Source organism: Shimia sp. R9_1, from assembly GCF_017743775.1.
Classification (GTDB): Bacteria; Pseudomonadota; Alphaproteobacteria; order Rhodobacterales; family Rhodobacteraceae; genus Shimia.
In genome coordinates this window covers 1-17,277 of sequence record NZ_JAGHRN010000005.1, presented here as the reverse complement: position 1 = coordinate 17,277, position 17,277 = coordinate 1, and the positions used below count along the sequence as shown (strand labels likewise).

General features: G+C 58.0%; 11 protein-coding genes. 10 read left to right on the top strand and 1 reads right to left on the bottom strand.

Translation table 11 applies throughout. From position 1 onward, the window contains the following. The first annotated feature begins 11 nt into the window (after positions 1–11). The 6 genes from rplL (at position 12) to J7399_RS15405 (ending at position 12,982) form a co-directional block, all read left to right on the top strand. Positions 12–392 carry a 50S ribosomal protein L7/L12 gene (rplL, locus tag J7399_RS15430; protein ID WP_209065891.1) on the top strand — a complete coding sequence of 127 codons (381 nt, stop codon included), beginning with the start codon at positions 12–14 and terminating at the stop codon, positions 390–392. Positions 393–626: 234 nt separating this feature from the next. Beyond that, a complete protein-coding gene (locus tag J7399_RS15425; protein WP_209087355.1) occupies positions 627–1,943 on the top strand; it encodes a hypothetical protein in 1,317 nt (438 codons plus the stop codon). A 190-nt stretch (positions 1,944–2,133) separates the two neighbouring features. Beyond that, positions 2,134–2,949, top strand: coding sequence for a cyclase family protein (locus tag J7399_RS15420; protein WP_209087353.1), 816 nt, complete (start codon positions 2,134–2,136; stop codon positions 2,947–2,949). Positions 2,950–3,463: 514 nt separating this feature from the next. Continuing rightward, entirely contained in the window at positions 3,464–7,600 is a 4,137-nt protein-coding gene (rpoB, locus tag J7399_RS15415) for a DNA-directed RNA polymerase subunit beta (protein ID WP_209087351.1), read from the top strand. An 87-nt stretch (positions 7,601–7,687) separates the two neighbouring features. Then, a complete protein-coding gene (gene rpoC / locus J7399_RS15410; RefSeq protein ID WP_209087349.1) occupies positions 7,688–11,935 on the top strand; it encodes a DNA-directed RNA polymerase subunit beta' in 4,248 nt (1,415 codons plus the stop codon). Positions 11,936–12,100: 165 nt separating this feature from the next. Next, on the top strand, positions 12,101–12,982 hold the full coding sequence (locus J7399_RS15405; protein ID WP_209087982.1) for a DMT family transporter: 882 nt from the start codon (positions 12,101–12,103) through the stop codon (positions 12,980–12,982). On the opposite strand, the gene J7399_RS15400 is transcribed toward J7399_RS15405, so the two are convergent. After that, the gene (locus J7399_RS15400; protein ID WP_209087980.1) at positions 12,958–13,758 is read right to left on the bottom strand and encodes a putative rhamnosyl transferase; all 801 of its coding nucleotides are present in this window, start codon (positions 13,756–13,758) and stop codon (positions 12,958–12,960) included. The two genes, J7399_RS15405 and J7399_RS15400, sit on opposite strands and share 25 nt — an antisense overlap. Positions 13,759–14,099: 341 nt before the next feature. Here J7399_RS15400 and rpsL point away from each other — a divergent pair, with 341 nt between their 5' ends. The 4 genes from rpsL to J7399_RS15380 all read left to right on the top strand — a co-directional run. Next, positions 14,100–14,471, top strand: a complete 372-nt coding sequence (gene rpsL / locus J7399_RS15395; protein WP_054000841.1) for a 30S ribosomal protein S12 — start codon at positions 14,100–14,102, stop codon at positions 14,469–14,471. Between the two features lie 15 nt (positions 14,472–14,486). Beyond that, complete coding sequence (rpsG, locus tag J7399_RS15390; protein WP_132861092.1) at positions 14,487–14,957, top strand: 30S ribosomal protein S7; 471 nt, start codon at positions 14,487–14,489, stop codon at positions 14,955–14,957. A gap of 21 nt (positions 14,958–14,978) precedes the next feature. Then, entirely contained in the window at positions 14,979–17,096 is a 2,118-nt protein-coding gene (fusA, locus tag J7399_RS15385; protein WP_209087347.1) for an elongation factor G, read from the top strand. 54 nt (positions 17,097–17,150) lie between these two features. Beyond that, positions 17,151–17,277: GTP-binding protein (locus J7399_RS15380; RefSeq protein WP_229802302.1), on the top strand; the 127-nt coding region annotated here is incomplete at its 3' end.

Sequence of the window (17,277 nt, the reverse complement as noted above, 5' to 3'; positions counted from 1 at the left end):
AAGAGTCTAAAATGGCTGATCTGAAAGCACTCGCAGAAAGCATCGTGGGTCTGACCCTGCTGGAAGCACAAGAACTGAAAACCATCCTCAAAGACGAGTATGGCATCGAACCAGCCGCCGGTGGCGCGGTTGTAATGGCAGCAGCTGGCGGCGACGCCGGTGGCGCAGCTGAAGAAGAGAAGACTGAATTCGACGTGATCCTGAAATCCGCAGGCGCATCGAAAATCAACGTCATCAAAGAAGTTCGCGGCATCACAGGTCTGGGCCTGAAAGAAGCCAAAGAGCTGGTCGAAGCTGGCGGCAAAGCAGTTAAAGAAGGCGTGTCCAAGGACGAAGCCGAAGACATCAAAGGCAAGCTGGAAGCAGCTGGCGCTGAAGTCGAAGTTAAGTAATTCGGTTTTTTCACCGATTTGCTGCAGGCGTCCCATTCGGGGCGCCTGTTTTCGTTTGGGCAACCTGTTGCGGTTGCCATTCATCAGGCGTTAATCCCTTGGCTTTGGCCATCTAGCGGTTGCCATCAGGCGCACAATGGGCAATCACAGAACCGAGAGCGCCTGTCAAAAACAGCGCCAAGCAGCAAACCTGGCCCCCGTTTTGCTTTTGGGGCCACAGATAAGAAGTCGACTATGAAACACTCCATTCCCCTGACGGCACTTCCTGAGAATACAGTTTTTGGCGCGGGCGATGTTTTCGTCCTGTTTGGTGAGCTCTTCGGGCGCGGCTATGCGACAGGCCTGATCGAGGCGGCGAAGGCTGCTGGCATGGAGGTGATCGGCATCACCGTGGGACGCCGCGAAGACGATGGGGCTCTGCGCGCACTGACCGATGAAGAGCACGCAGCGGCAGAGGAAAACCTCGGCGGCAAGATCATCAACATTCCGCTGATGGCCGGCTTTGACATGGATGCGCCGGAAGGGGGCGCGACGCCCACCGATATGCTGGGCGACATGACGCTGGACAACTGGCAGGAGTACAAACTCGACTGGGAGGCGGTGGACACCTGCCGCGAGATCGGCACCGCGCGTTTCACCGAGGCGCTTGGCCGCGTGATGGCAGAGCTGGAAGGCATGATCCCGGCGGGCAAGAACGTGTTCTTTGCCCACACCATGGCGGGCGGCATTCCACGCGCAAAAGCGTTTCTGGCGATTGCCAACCGCATCTACAAAGGCCGTGGCGCGCGTCACATGCCGTCTCAGGCGCTGATGGACAGCGATCTGGGCAAGCTGATCCTGCAGAACTTTGACGAGGTGACCGCTAACAGCTTTGGCCATCTGCTTGAGCAAAGTGCCGCGCTGCGCAGCAAGATCGAAGCGGGCGGCGGGCAGGTGCGTTACTCCGCATATGGCTACCACGGCACCCGCGTTCTGATTGATGGCACCTATCAGTGGCAGACCTACACCAGCTACACGCAGGGCTATGCCAAGATGAACCTGGAAGCGTTTGCGCAGAAGGCTTGGGAGCAGGGCGTGAAGGCAACCGTGTTCAACTGCCCTGAAATCCGCACCAACTCTTCGGATGTGTTTGCCGGGATCGAGCTGTCGCTGGTGCCGCTGCTGGAAGCTTACCGCAAAGAGGGCGGTGGCGCCTGGGTGCAGGGTGTCTGGGATGAATGTCAGGCGCTGCTCAAAGACGGCGAAACGCTGGAAGCCATTCTGGAGACCGTTGGGGCCTATCAGCAGAACCCGGTGATGCAGTCCTTCTATAACTTTGAAGCCTGGCCGATGCAGAACAGCCCAGAGCAGGTCGAAATGACCGTGGGCACATCCGCTGACATCGTGGCGCTGCACAAGAACCGCAAAGAGCTGGTGAGTGACGTGCTGAGCGCCCATGTGGTGAGCGCGACCGGCGCTTTGATCTTTGGCGCCTCCAGCAATGCCGATGGTCCGGTTCTGTGGCTCGACCACGATCTGGTGGCACAGCAGCTGATCGCAGCGAACAGCTGATCCTGCGCATTATCGCAAGCTTTTGGCAGGCGTCCCTCGGGGCGCCTGTTTTGCGTTTGGGCGGTGCCGCCTCGCAAACACGATTGTGTCAGTCCCTTGTTTTTTGCAGCCACTTCGCTGACGCTGCTGGGAAATTCCAGAAGAGACGCAAGAAAAGACGGAGACCACAGCCACAAAAAGGAGCGGCGGAATGTGCGATATATGTGTGATCAATGCGGTCAAAGACAAAATGCTGTCGCGGCGGGAGTTCTTCCGCGCGGGCGCGGCAGCAGGGGCGGTTGCCGCCGTCGGGGCGGCCAGCGCAACCCCGGTGCGGGCGCATAATCACGGGGGCATCACGGATTTGACCTACAGCCTGTCATCGGAGTTTCCCACTTGGGGCGGGGAGCCGGGCTTTGCGGCGGAGCAGGTCTTCAAGTTTGCCAAAGATGGCTTCAACCTGCTGAACCTCACGATCAACGAGCACACCGGCACCCATATCGACGCACCGCTGCATTTTTCTGCGGATGGCAATTCGGTGGACGAAATCCCCGTGGAAAATCTGATCGCGCCGATCTGTGTGGTGGATATCGCCGCGCGCGCGGCGGAGGATGCGGACACCACGGTGACGCCGGATGATCTGAAGGCCTGGATCTCCGCCCATGGGGACATTCCGGACGGGGCCTGCGTGGCGATGCATTCGGGCTGGGGCGCACATGTGACCACGGAGAAATTTCGCAATTTTGACGGTCAGGCCCAGCACTATCCGGGCTTTCATGTTGAGGCGGCGCAGATGCTGATGGAGGAGACCGGCGCGGCCTCGCTGGCGGTGGACACCCTGTCGCTGGATCCGGGCAATTCAGCTGATTTTGCCACCCATTACGCTTGGCTGCCGTCAAATCGGTTTGGCATCGAGAACATGGCCAATCTGGACAAGCTGCCAGCCTCGGGCGCTACCGTCTTTATCGGCGCGCCGAAGTTTGCCGGTGGCACCGGCGGGCCGGCCCGCATCATCGCAATGGTGTGACGCGGGATTTGGAGCCAAGCTACGCAGCGACCCCATAGGGTGTCGCGCCCGGTCTCGGGCGCGGCGCTCAGGTCGGGCGGAGGCCTTTGTCCAAATGTCAAGCCCTGAGGGGTTGCAAAGGCACGGGCGATTCACTATTCGGTAGTCTCTTGCGGTTTCGAGCGATTCGGGGCCGCTTTTGCCCTATGCGGACACGTTGTGGCCGGAGTGGCGCGGACAGAATGGCGAATAAACAGCTAGGGCAGGGCATAGGGGCGGCAAACCCCGCGATCAGATCAGACTGACGGAAGTTACTACACGGACCTTAAAAATCGACGAATAGCCCCGGCTTGGTAAGCCTCTCGGGGTGCGATCTAGGCGCACATGAGAGGTTTTCCAAGGCAGGGTTTGGAACGGGAGGCTCCCTTTGGGACGGGGGCCGGGAATTGTCCAGATCTTGACCGTCTCGTATGGGCGTGGTGCCGGGGACCCGACGGCACTTGCGTTCGGTGAGAAATGAAAGGTGACGATAGTCATGGCTCAAAGCTTTCTTGGCCAGAAACGTTTGCGCAAATATTACGGCAAGATCCGCGAAGTGCTGGAGATGCCGAACCTGATCGAGGTTCAGAAATCCTCATATGATCTTTTCCTGAAATCCGGTGATGCACCGCAGCCAACCGCTGGCGAAGGCATCATGGGCGTGTTTCAGTCGGTATTCCCGATCAAAGATTTCAACGAAACCAGCATTCTGGAATTCGTGAACTACGAGCTGGAAAAGCCGAAGTACGATGTTGAGGAATGTCAGCAGCGTGACATGACCTACAGCGCGCCGCTGAAGGTCACTCTGCGTCTGATCGTGTTTGATATCGACGAAGATACCGGCGCGAAATCCGTCAAAGACATCAAAGAACAAGACGTCTTCATGGGCGACATGCCTCTGATGACCCAGAACGGCACCTTTGTGGTGAACGGCACCGAGCGCGTGATTGTGTCTCAGATGCACCGCTCCCCTGGTGTGTTCTTTGATCACGACAAAGGCAAAACCCACTCCTCCGGCAAACTGCTGTTTGCCTGCCGCATCATTCCCTACCGCGGCAGCTGGCTGGACTTTGAGTTTGACGCCAAAGACATCGTCTACGCCCGTATCGACCGCCGCCGTAAGCTGCCTGTGACCACCCTGCTGTATGCGCTGGGTCTGGACCAGGAAGGCATCATGGATGCCTATTATGACACGGTGAACTTCAAGCTGGAGAAGAACAAAGGTTGGGTCACCAAGTTCTTCCCTGAGCGTGTGCGTGGCACCCGCCCTGTGATGGATCTGATCGACGCCGCAACCGGCGAAGTGATCTGTGAAGCAGGCAAGAAAGTCACCCCGCGTGCGGTCAAGAAGATCATCGACGAAGGCACCATCACCGAGCTGCTCGTGCCGTTTGACCACATTGTGGGCAAATTCGTTGCTGAAGACATCATCAACGAAGAAACCGGTGCAATCTACGTCGAAGCCGGCGATGAGCTGACGCTGGAATATGACAAAGACGGCGATCTGATCGGCGGGTCCCTGAAAGACCTGATCGACGCTGGCTTCACCGACATTCCGGTGCTGGACATCGACAACGTCAATGTCGGTCCATACATGCGCAACACCATGGCGGCAGACAAGAACATGAGCCGCGACACCGCGCTTATGGACATCTACCGTGTGATGCGTCCGGGTGAGCCACCCACCGTTGAAGCGGCAAGCGCGCTGTTTGACACCCTGTTCTTTGATTCAGAGCGTTATGACCTCTCCGCGGTTGGCCGTGTGAAGATGAACATGCGCCTTGCTCTGGATGCAGAAGACACCCAGCGCACCCTGCGCAAGCAAGACATCATTTCCTGCATCAAGGCGCTGGTTGAGCTGCGTGACGGCAAAGGCGACGTGGACGACATCGACCACCTCGGCAACCGTCGTGTGCGTTCCGTTGGCGAGCTGATGGAAAACCAGTACCGCGTTGGCCTGCTGCGCATGGAACGTGCGATCAAAGAGCGTATGAGCTCTGTTGAGATCGACACTGTGATGCCGCAAGACCTGATCAACGCCAAACCGGCCGCAGCGGCTGTGCGTGAATTCTTCGGCTCCTCGCAGCTGTCGCAGTTCATGGACCAAACCAACCCGCTGTCCGAGGTGACCCACAAGCGTCGTCTCTCCGCGTTGGGCCCAGGCGGTCTGACCCGTGAACGTGCGGGCTTTGAGGTGCGCGACGTGCACGCGACCCACTACGGTCGTATGTGCCCGATTGAAACGCCGGAAGGTCCAAACATTGGTCTGATCAACTCGCTGGCAACCTTTGCCCGCGTGAACAAATACGGTTTCATCGAAACGCCTTACCGCAAGGTTGAGAACGGTGTGGTCTCCGACGATGTGAGCTACATGTCCGCAACCGAAGAGCAGCGTCACACCGTTGCTCAGGCAAACGCGGCGCTGGATGAAAACGGCAAATTCGTGAACGAATTCGTCAACACCCGTCAGGCTGGCGAATATACGCTGGCAGCTTCGGAAAACGTCGACCTGATCGACGTGAGCCCGAAACAGCTGGTGTCTGTGGCGGCCTCGCTCATTCCGTTCCTTGAAAACGACGACGCCAACCGCGCTCTGATGGGCTCGAACATGCAACGTCAGGCGGTTCCGCTACTGCGTGCTGAGGCACCGCTGGTGGGTACCGGTATCGAGGAAAAAGTGGCGATCGACTCCGGCGCGGCCATTCAGGCTAAGCGTGCGGGTATCATCGACCAAGTGGATGCACAGCGTATCGTGATCCGTGCCACCTCCGATCTGGAGCTGGGCGACGCGGGCGTGGACATCTACCGTCTGCGCAAGTTCCAGCGCTCCAACCAGAACACCTGCATCAACCAGCGTCCGCTGGTGAAAGTGGGCGATACGGTTGCGAAGGGCGAGGTGATTGCTGACGGTCCGTCCACCGATATCGGTGAACTGGCGCTTGGTAAAAACGTGGTCGTCGCCTTTATGCCTTGGAACGGCTACAACTACGAAGACTCCATCCTGATCTCCGAGCGCATCGCGCGTGACGACGTGTTTACTTCGGTTCACATCGAAGAATTCGAAGTCGCCGCACGTGACACCAAGCTTGGCCCAGAAGAGATCACCCGCGACATTCCGAACGTCGGTGAAGAAGCGCTGCGCAACCTCGATGAGGCCGGCATCGTTTACATCGGTGCGGACGTTGAGCCGGGCGACATTCTCGTTGGTAAGATCACACCGAAGGGCGAAAGCCCGATGACCCCGGAAGAAAAGCTTCTGCGTGCCATCTTCGGTGAGAAAGCTTCTGACGTGCGTGACACCTCGCTGCGCGTGAAGCCGGGTGACTTCGGTACTGTTGTGGAAGTGCGCGTCTTCAACCGCCATGGTGTGGAAAAAGACGAGCGTGCGCTGCAGATCGAACGTGAAGAGATCGAGCGTCTGGCACGTGACCGTGACGACGAACTCGCGATCCTGGATCGTAACATCTATGCCCGTCTGAAAGACATGATCCTCGGCAAAGTGGCTGTCAAAGGCCCACGTGGCGTGAAGGCAAACTCGGAAATCACCGAGGAACTGCTGGCAAGCCTGAGCCGTGGTCAGTGGTGGCAGCTGGCTCTCGAAGATGAAGCCGACGCACAGATCGTTGAGGCTCTGAACGAGCAGTATGAGATCCAGAAGCGTGCGCTTGAGCACCGCTTTGAGGACAAGGTCGAGAAAGTCCGTCGTGGCGACGATCTGCCACCGGGTGTGATGAAGATGGTCAAAGTCTTCATCGCTGTGAAGCGTAAGCTTCAGCCGGGCGATAAGATGGCCGGTCGTCACGGGAACAAAGGTGTTATTTCCAAGGTTGTGCCTATGGAAGACATGCCGTTCCTCGCAGATGGTACGCCGGTTGACTTCTGTCTGAACCCACTGGGTGTGCCTTCGCGTATGAACGTTGGTCAGATCCTTGAAACCCACATGGGTTGGGCCGCACGTGGCCTTGGTCTGAAGATCGACGACGCGGTGCAGGAATACCGCCGCTCCGGCGACCTGACACCGGTTCGCGAAATGATGCGCCTGGCCTATGGCGAAGATGTCTATGAAGAAGGCATCGCTGGCATGGACGAAGGTCAGCTTCTGGAAGCGGCGGGCAATGTGACCCGTGGTGTTCCAATCGCGACCCCGGTCTTTGACGGCGCCAAAGAAGGTGACGTGAACGACGCTCTGGTGCGTGCTGGCTTCTCTGAAAGCGGTCAGTCCATCCTGTTTGACGGTCGTACCGGTGAACAGTTTGCGCGTCCGGTGACCGTGGGTATCAAGTACCTGCTGAAACTGCACCACCTGGTGGACGACAAAATCCACGCGCGTTCCACTGGCCCATACTCCCTCGTCACACAGCAGCCGCTGGGTGGTAAGGCACAGTTTGGTGGTCAGCGCTTCGGGGAGATGGAGGTCTGGGCTCTGGAAGCTTACGGCGCCGCCTACACCCTGCAGGAAATGCTCACGGTTAAGTCGGATGACGTGGCAGGCCGGACCAAGGTCTACGAAAGCATCGTCAAGGGCGAGGACAACTTTGAAGCGGGCGTCCCAGAATCGTTTAACGTTCTGGTCAAGGAAGTCCGTGGCCTCGGCCTGAATATGGAACTCTTGGATACGGAGGTGGATGAGTAACGGTGCGCCCTCAGGGCACACCCTACGTAGGGTGCGCAGTTTCTGCGCACCGTCCCCTCTGCACCCTCTAACCTTTGAGGTACCAAAATGAACCAAGAATTGACGAACAATCCGTTCAACCCGCTGACCCCGCAAAAGGCGTTTGACGAGATCAAAGTGTCTCTCGCGTCTCCAGAGCGGATCCTGTCGTGGTCCTACGGTGAGATCAAAAAGCCAGAAACCATCAACTACCGTACGTTCAAGCCAGAGCGTGACGGTCTGTTCTGTGCGCGTATCTTTGGCCCGATCAAAGACTACGAATGTCTCTGCGGCAAATATAAGCGCATGAAGTATCGCGGCGTTGTCTGCGAGAAATGTGGTGTTGAAGTTACCCTTCAGAAAGTGCGCCGTGAGCGTATGGGCCACATCGAGCTGGCCGCGCCAGTGGCACACATCTGGTTCCTGAAATCGCTGCCATCCCGCATCGGCCTGATGCTGGACATGACCCTGCGTGATCTGGAACGTGTGCTGTACTTTGAAAACTACGTTGTCATCGAGCCGGGTCTGACCGACCTGCAATACGGCCAGATGCTGACCGAAGAAGAGTACATGGATGCGCAGGACGCATACGGCATGGACGCTTTCACCGCCAACATCGGTGCTGAAGCGATCCGTGAGATGCTGGCGCAGATCGATCTGGAAGCCGAAGCCGACCAGCTGCGCGCTGATCTGGCCGAAGCCACCGGTGAGCTGAAGCCCAAGAAGATCATCAAGCGTCTGAAAGTGGTTGAGAGCTTCATCGAGTCCGGGAACCGTCCGGAGTGGATGATCCTGACCGTGATCCCTGTGATCCCGCCAGAGCTGCGCCCGCTGGTGCCGCTGGACGGTGGCCGCTTTGCGACCTCTGACCTCAACGACCTCTATCGTCGTGTGATCAACCGGAACAACCGTCTGAAGCGTCTGATCGAACTGCGTGCGCCTGACATCATCGTGCGTAACGAAAAGCGTATGCTGCAGGAATCCGTGGATGCGCTGTTTGACAACGGCCGCCGTGGCCGCGTGATCACCGGCGCCAACAAGCGTCCGCTGAAATCGCTCTCTGACATGCTGAAAGGTAAGCAGGGTCGTTTCCGTCAGAACCTTTTGGGTAAGCGCGTCGACTTCTCTGGCCGTTCGGTGATTGTGACCGGTCCGGAACTCAAGCTGCATCAATGTGGTCTTCCCAAGAAGATGGCGCTCGAGCTGTTCAAGCCGTTCATCTATTCCCGTCTGGAAGCCAAAGGTCTGTCCTCCACTGTGAAACAGGCCAAGAAACTGGTGGAAAAAGAGCGTCCCGAAGTTTGGGATATTCTGGATGAGGTGATCCGCGAACACCCTGTCATGCTGAACCGTGCGCCAACGCTGCACCGTCTTGGCATCCAGGCGTTTGAGCCGGTTCTGATCGAAGGTAAGGCCATCCAGCTGCACCCGCTCGTCTGTTCTGCGTTTAACGCGGACTTTGACGGGGACCAGATGGCTGTTCACGTGCCGCTCTCGCTGGAAGCCCAGCTGGAAGCCCGTGTTCTGATGATGTCCACGAACAACGTTCTGTCGCCGGCCAACGGCGCACCGATCATCGTGCCTTCTCAGGATATGATCTTGGGCCTCTACTACACCACCATCATGCGTGAAGGCATGAAGGGTGAAGGCATGGTCTTCTCCTCCATCGAGGAAGTGCAATACGCGCTGGATTCCGGTGCGGTACACCTGCACGCCAAGATCCACGCCCGTATCCCGCAGATTGACGAGAACGGTCTGGAAGTTGTTGAGCGTTTTGAAACCACCCCGGGCCGTGTGCGTCTGGGTGCGCTTCTGCCGCAGAACAACAAGGCGCCGTTTGAGCTGGTGAACAAGCTTCTGCGTAAGAAAGACGTGCAGAACGTGATTGACACCGTCTATCGCTACTGCGGTCAGAAAGAGTCCGTCATCTTCTGTGACCAGATCATGACCATGGGCTTCCGTGAAGCGTTCAAGGCGGGTATCTCGTTTGGTAAAGACGACATGGTGATCCCCGACAACAAGTGGACCATCGTGGATGACACCCGTGATCAGGTGAAAGACTTCGAACAGCAGTACATGGACGGCCTGATCACTCAGGGCGAAAAGTACAACAAAGTTGTCGATGCGTGGTCAAAGTGTAACGACAAAGTCACCGACGCGATGATGAACACCATCTCGGCGGGTCAGACTGACGAGAACGGGGCCGAAGCGGAACCAAACTCCGTTTACATGATGGCGCACTCCGGTGCGCGTGGCTCGGTCACGCAGATGAAGCAGCTGGGCGGGATGCGCGGCCTGATGGCGAAGCCGAACGGCGACATTATCGAGACCCCGATTATCTCGAACTTTAAAGAAGGCCTGACCGTTCTGGAGTACTTCAACTCCACCCACGGTGCCCGTAAGGGTCTGTCTGATACGGCGCTTAAGACGGCGAACTCGGGTTACCTGACCCGTCGTCTGGTGGACGTTGCGCAGGACTGCATCGTGCGTATGCACGACTGTGGCACTGACGCTGCGATCAACGCCGAAGCGGCTGTGAACGACGGTGAGGTTGTCTCTTCGCTGGCAGAGCGTGTTCTGGGCCGTGTTGCGGCTGAGGACATCATGAAGCCGGGCAGCGATGAAGTGCTGGTGGCCCATGGTCAGCTGATCGACGAACGTATGGCGGACGCCATCGACGAAGCAGGTGTTCAGAACGCCCGCATCCGCAGCCCGCTGACCTGTGAGGCCGAAGAGGGTGTCTGTGCCATGTGTTATGGCCGTGACCTCGCACGCGGCACCATGGTCAACACCGGTGAGGCCGTTGGCATCATCGCGGCGCAGTCGATTGGTGAACCTGGTACACAGCTTACGATGCGGACCTTCCACATCGGCGGTGTTGCGCAGGGTGGTCAGCAGTCGTTCCTCGAAGCGAGCCAAGAAGGCACGATCGTCTTTGAAAACGCCAACATCCTTGAGAACGCCAACGGCGAAGCTCTGGTGATGGGCCGCAACATGAAGCTGATCATTCAGGGCGAAGACGGCGACGAGCGCGCAAACCACAAAGTGGGTTACGGCTCCAAGCTGTTCGTCAAGGACGGTCAGGTCATCGCCCGCGGCGAGAAGCTGTTTGAATGGGATCCATACACCCTCCCGATCCTCGCGGAGAAGGATGGTAAGGCGAAGTTCGTTGACCTCATCACCGGCCTGTCGGTGCGTGACGAAACCGATGACGCAACCGGTATGACCCAGAAGATCGTGTCTGACTGGCGCGCCGCACCGAAGGGCAACGAGCTCAAGCCGGAAGTGATCCTTGTGGACGCGGATGGTGAACCTGTGCGCAACGATGCTGGCAACCCGGTACACTACCCGATGTCCGTGGACGCCATCCTGTCTGTCGAAGACGGCCAGGACGTTCAGGCCGGTGACGTTGTCGCGCGTATTCCGCGTGAAGGCGCCAAGACCAAGGACATCACCGGTGGTCTGCCACGTGTGGCCGAGCTCTTTGAAGCGCGTCGTCCGAAAGACCACGCAATCATCGCGGAAATCGATGGTTACGTGCGCTTTGGCCGCGACTACAAGAACAAGCGCCGCATCGCGATCGAGCCGTCTGATGAAGGCCAGGAAACCGTGGAATACATGGTGCCCAAGGGCAAACACATCCCTGTGCAAGAAGGCGACTTCGTGCAGAAGGGTGACTACATCATGGACGGTAACCCGGCACCGCACGACATCCTCTCCATCATGGGTGTTGAAGCGCTGGCGGACTACATGATCGACGAAGTGCAGGACGTGTATCGACTGCAGGGTGTGAAGATCAACGACAAGCACATCGAGGTGATTGTGCGCCAAATGCTGCAGAAGTGGGAGATCCAGGACTCTGGTGAAACCACCCTGCTCAAAGGCGAGCACGTTGAGAAGGCCGAGTTTGACGCCGCCAATGAGAAGGCACTGGCCGAAGGCCGTCGTCCTGCTCAGGGTGAGCCGATCCTGCTGGGTATCACCAAAGCGTCGCTGCAGACCCGTTCCTTCATCTCCGCGGCATCGTTCCAGGAGACCACCCGTGTTCTCACCGAGGCTTCTGTCCAAGGTAAGAAAGACAAGCTGGTCGGCCTGAAAGAGAACGTCATCGTGGGTCGTCTGATCCCGGCCGGTACCGGTGGGGCCACTCAGAAGGTGCGCCGCATCGCGTCTGAGCGCGACAATGTGGTGATCGAAGCCCGCCGTGAGGAGGCAGAAGCCGCCGCACGTCTGGCCGCGCCAACCGATGATGTGACCGCCGAGGACGTGTTTGACAGCGGTCTGGTGGAAACACCGGAAAGCCGCGACTTCGACTGAGACCTCTCAGACTGAATGATGATTAAAAAGGGCCCCCGGCATCAAGCCGGGGGCCCTTTTGCCTTCGGCGAGGATATTTGGGGCAAGAGGAAACCCGGGGTTGGCAAATCCCGCGCTCGGCCCTAACGTCGCGCGGTTGCTAATCGGGGAGGGCGGTCCATGGCGATGTCAGACAACACCAAGGGCGCGCTTCTGATGATGTGCTCCATGGCGGCCTTTACGTTCAACGACACCATGGTGAAGTCGCTGGGGCCGGATGTGCCGCTGTTTCAGATGTTGTTTCTGCGCGGTGTGGTTGCCAGTGCGCTTATTTATCTGCTGGCCAAATCCCTTGGCAAACTGCGCTGGCAGCTGTCACGCCATGACTGGGGGCTGGTGGCGCTGCGCACGGTCTCTGAAATCGGCGCGGCCTATTTCTTTATCACGGCGCTTTATCACATGCCGATTGCCAATGTGACGGCGGTTTTGCAGATCCTGCCATTGACCGTGACCCTTGGCGGGGCGCTGTTTTTTGGCGAAGCGGTGGGGTGGCGGCGGGCCTCGGCCATCGCCGCCGGCTTTTGCGGCATGCTGCTGATTGTGCGCCCCGGGCCGGATGGCTTTGATCAATACGCGCTTTATGCGCTGGTGGCGGTGGGGTTTGTCACCCTACGCGATCTGGCGACACGCAAGATGTCCTCTGATGTGCCCTCATTGACCGTGACCCTTGTGGCCTCGCTGGGAGTGATGCTCTTTGCCGGGGTGGCGAGCCTTGGCTCTGAGTGGGTGGCGATGGACCTGCGCCAGTGGATGCTGCTCACCGGGGCGGCGGTGTTCATTCTGGGCGGTTATCTGTTTTCGGTGCTGGTGATGCGCGTGGGCGAGATCAGCTTTATCGCGCCCTTCCGCTACAGCAGCCTGCTGTGGGCGCTGATGCTGGGCTATGTGGTCTTTGGCGACTGGCCTGATCCGATCACCCTGACCGGGGCCGCGATTGTGGTGGCCGCCGGGGTCTTCACCTTGATCCGCGGGCGGCGCCTTGCTCAGGCAAAAAGCGCACGCACCTGATCCGCATCCACCGCAAAGCGCAGCCGGTATTCTTCCTCCTGCGCGGCGCAGAGCGGTTCCACCGGCACCGGTTTCACCTTCTTCTGGCGGCTGTCGTTATAGCCGTTGTGGGTGCGCAGCCACATGGGCGCGTCGGTGAAAGAGACCGCGGGCATATGCTGGTTCATGATGCCGTGGCGAAAGTTCATGATGGTGTGGGAGACACCGCCGCGCACATACATGCCAAGCGCGGCCACATAGAGGTTGCGCACCGTGTCGGTGGCGGCAATGCCTGCCGCGCTCATCTCTGCGATGTAGCCCCGGTTCCAGTCAAAGGCCACGGTGGCATTGTCGCGCAACAGCCCCGGCACATCGTCCACCGCTGCGCGCAGCCGTTCAAAGAAATCCACCGAGATGGCGTCATCATCGTCATGGCGGAACTGCAGGCAGGGCGCTTTCATGTCCTTGCGCGCGCGGTTGATGATCTCCTTCATCAGCGGGCGGTGCGGCTTGGGCGGATGGGCCTCAATACGGACCTGCGGCAGGTCGGCGGTGATGTCATGCAGCCGCTCTTTGTGGTGTTTGGGCAGGCTGTCACCGATCACCACGATCAGTTCAAAATTCTGATCAGTCTGTTCCCGCAGACAGGGCAGGGCGATGGCCTCAAACAGCTTGAAGCGCTCCTCCAGCCGGTGCTTCTGATAGAGAAAGGCAATGCGGTCCTCGATGCTCTCATGTTCCACTTGAAACCCGCCCAAAGCCGGGTATGAAAACCGGCACAGGCCAATCACCTGCATGTCTTTGCTGTGCATCTTACGCGCCTTATTTCCTGCTGGCCGCACCTTGGCAGCAGCGGCGGGCCAGCGCAACAGGGGGCAGCTGTTGACAAGTGCTCCGACTCCCAATATACGCGCGCTCATCCGGCAATGGGAGCAGTGTGCCCAACGCCGTTTCATACCTGTAGTGGTCAAGTTCCGGTCTACTTTGAAGGCCGCAACCTCTGAGACTCCACCGCGTCGTTCGCCTCGGAATGGGAACGAATGCGGTTTTTGCGCATGTGGCAACATCATGTGCAGAAAAAACGAAAACCGTGTGGGGCTCGCCCCGCGCATAATGGAAGCAATAGGAAAGAGACCCTATGCCAACGATTCAGCAGCTGATCCGCAAACCGCGTCAGCCTAAAATCAAGCGCTCCAAGTCACAGCACCTGGAGCAGTGCCCTCAGAAGCGCGGCGTATGTACACGTGTGTACACCACCACGCCTAAGAAACCGAACTCCGCTATGCGTAAAGTTGCGAAGGTGCGCCTGACCAACGGTTACGAAGTGATCTCTTACATCCCAGGTGAAAGCCACAACCTTCAGGAACACTCCGTGGTTCTGATCCGTGGCGGCCGTGTAAAAGACCTTCCGGGTGTCCGTTATCACATCCTGCGTGGTGTTCTGGATACCCAAGGCGTCAAAGACCGTAAGCAACGTCGTTCGAAGTACGGCGCGAAGCGTCCTAAGTAAGAAGGAGAGGCTGATATGTCACGTCGTCACGCCGCCGAAAAACGCGAGATTCTGCCTGACGCCAAATTTGGCGACAAGGTCCTGAGCAAATTCATGAACAACCTGATGATCGACGGCAAGAAATCTGTTGCCGAAAAGATCGTTTACAACGCGCTGGACCGCGTTGAAAACAAGGTGAAGCGCGCCCCTGTTGAAGTGTTCCACGAAGCACTCGACAACATCAAACCATCGGTTGAGGTTCGCTCCCGCCGTGTGGGTGGTGCCACCTATCAGGTTCCGGTCGAAGTGCGCCCTGAGCGCCGCGAAGCCCTGGCCATCCGTTGGCTGATTGGTGCTGCGCGTGGCCGCAACGAAAACACCATGGAAGAACGCCTGGCCGGTGAACTTCTGGATGCCGTGAACTCCCGCGGTACCGCCGTTAAGAAGCGCGAAGACACTCACAAGATGGCAGAAGCTAACAAAGCCTTCAGCCATTATCGTTGGTAAAGCCCAGAGGACATTAGACCAATGGCACGCGAATATACGCTCGAACATTACCGTAACTTCGGTATCATGGCGCACATCGACGCAGGTAAAACCACCTGTTCCGAGCGCATCCTGTATTACACCGGCAAATCCCACAACATCGGTGAGGTGCACGACGGTGCAGCCACCATGGACTGGATGGAGCAGGAGCAGGAACGTGGTATCACCATCACCTCCGCTGCGACGACCACTTTCTGGGAGCGCACCGAAGATGGCAAATCCGCTGATACTCCAAAGCACCGTCTGAACATCATCGACACCCCAGGCCACGTTGACTTCACCATCGAAGTTGAACGTTCTCTGGCGGTTCTCGACGGTGCCGTCTGTGTTCTGGACGCCAACGCTGGTGTTGAACCTCAGACCGAAACCGTGTGGCGTCAGGCTGACCGCTACAAGGTTCCGCGTATGGTGTTCGTCAACAAGATGGACAAAATCGGCGCTGACTTCTTCAACTGTGTGAGCATGATTGAAGACCGCACCGGTGCAACCGCTGTTCCAATCGCGTTCCCAATCGGTGCAGAAACCGAGCTGGAAGGCCTGGTTGACCTGGTCACCATGGAAGAGTGGCTGTGGCAGGGTGAAGATCTGGGCGCGTCCTGGATCAAGGCACCTATTCGCGACGAACTCAAAGATCTGGCCGACGAATGGCGCGGCAAGATGATCGAGAACGCCGTCGAGCAAGACGACGACGCGATGGAAGCCTATCTGGAAGGCGAAGAGCCTGACGTGCCAACCCTGCGCAAACTGCTGCGCAAAGGCACTCTGTCTCTGTCTTTCGTTCCGGTTCTGGGCGGTTCTGCGTTCAAGAACAAAGGTGTTCAGCCTCTGCTTAACGCTGTGATCGACTACCTGCCGTCCCCACTGGACGTTGTTGATTACATGGGCTTCGCACCGGGTGACGAAACCGAAGAGCGTAACATCGCGCGTCGTGCAGACGACGACATGGCGTTCTCCGGCCTGGCGTTCAAAATCATGAACGACCCGTTTGTTGGCTCCCTGACCTTTACCCGGATCTACTCCGGTCAGTTGAACAAGGGCGACACGCTCCTCAACTCCACCAAAGGTAAGAAAGAGCGCATCGGTCGTATGATGATGATGCACTCCAACAACCGCGAAGAAATCACCGAAGCATTCGCAGGTGACATCATCGCTCTGGCGGGTCTGAAAGACACCACAACCGGTGACACGCTCTGCGCGACCAACGATCCGGTGGTTCTGGAAACCATGACCTTCCCGGATCCGGTGATCGAAATCGCTGTTGAGCCAAAGACCAAAGCTGACCAAGAGAAAATGTCTCAGGGTCTGCAGCGTCTGGCAGCCGAAGACCCATCCTTCCGTGTTGAGACCGACATCGAGTCCGGTCAGACCATCATGAAGGGCATGGGCGAACTTCATCTGGACATCCTCGTGGATCGTCTGAAGCGTGAGTTCAAGGTTGAGGCCAACATCGGTGCGCCGCAGGTGGCATACCGTGAAACGATCTCCAAGGCGATCGAGCACACCTACACCCACAAGAAACAGTCCGGTGGTTCCGGTCAGTACGCTGAAGTCAAAATGGAAATCATGCCGACTGAAGCGGGTGAGGGCTACTCTTTCGAAAGCCGCATCGTTGGTGGTGCTGTTCCGAAGGAATACATCCCGGGTGTTGAAAAGGGCATTCAGTCCGTCATGGACTCCGGTCCTCTGGCTGGCTTCCCTGTGATTGACTTCAAGGTTGCTCTGATCGACGGTAAGTTCCACGACGTGGACTCCAGCGTTCTGGCCTTTGAAATCGCAGCTCGTATGGCAATGCGTGAAGGCATGAAACTGGCCGGCGCGAAACTGCTTGAGCCGATCATGAAAGTGGAAGTGATCACTCCGGAAGAATACACCGGTGGCATCATTGGTGACCTCACCTCCCGTCGTGGTCAGGTGTCCGGTCAGGAGCCTCGCGGCAACGCCGTGGCGATCGACGCATTTGTGCCTCTGGCCAACATGTTCGGTTACATCAACAACCTGCGTTCGATGTCTTCCGGCCGTGCCCAGTTCACCATGCAGTTCGACCACTACGATCCGGTTCCGCAGAACATCTCCGACGAGATCCAAGCGAAATACGCATAACGAAATTTGGGAAGCGGGCTGCCCGCTTCCCTTCTCAACATCAAGGAGGCCATCATGGCTAAGGAAAAGTTTGAGCGCAGTAAACCGCACTGCAACATCGGCACCATTGGTCACGTTGACCACGGCAAAACCACGCTGACCGCCGCGATCACCAAACAGTTTGGTGACTTCAAAGCGTACG